Raw genomic sequence first — 369 nt, forward strand, 5'->3', positions numbered from 1 at the left:
CATCGGAATCTGTCGGATTTATTAAAGCTGAAATCGTTGAAAAGACAACCAAGTATCAGGCCCAGATAGCTACGGCTAACATGACACTTCTCATCAATGATGTGGAGCTGAGCATTCCTCAAGGTACGCCAGCCACCTATCTTGCCGAACTCATTGGAGCGTTGTCATGAAAGGTATGCTCAGCGCTCCAAACATTTACCTTTATCGTGAAAGCGTCGATTTTAGAAAGTCCATCAATGGTCTCGCAGCGATTATCGAAAATGATACTGACTTGCCTCTTGGCAGCGGTGCGCTGTTCCTATTTACCAATAAACAGCGCGATAAGATCAAGGTACTGTACTGGGATAAGACAGGCTTCGCCCTCTGGTA

At 45.8% G+C, this 369-nt stretch carries 1 protein-coding gene and 1 pseudogene; both read left to right on the forward strand.

Annotated elements, in window-relative coordinates; genetic code table 11:
* A pseudogene (locus tag AB4167_RS21585) lies at positions 1-170 on the forward strand (IS66 family insertion sequence element accessory protein TnpB); the annotation flags it as partial.
* A partial coding sequence (tnpB, locus tag AB4167_RS21590; protein ID WP_372137002.1) for an IS66 family insertion sequence element accessory protein TnpB occupies positions 167-369 on the forward strand: 203 nt, incomplete at its 3' end. The pseudogene AB4167_RS21585 and the gene tnpB, both read left to right, overlap by 4 nt.

Source organism: Vibrio sp. 10N.286.49.E11 (assembly GCF_041469505.1).
Classification (GTDB): domain Bacteria; phylum Pseudomonadota; class Gammaproteobacteria; order Enterobacterales; family Vibrionaceae; genus Vibrio; species Vibrio crassostreae_C.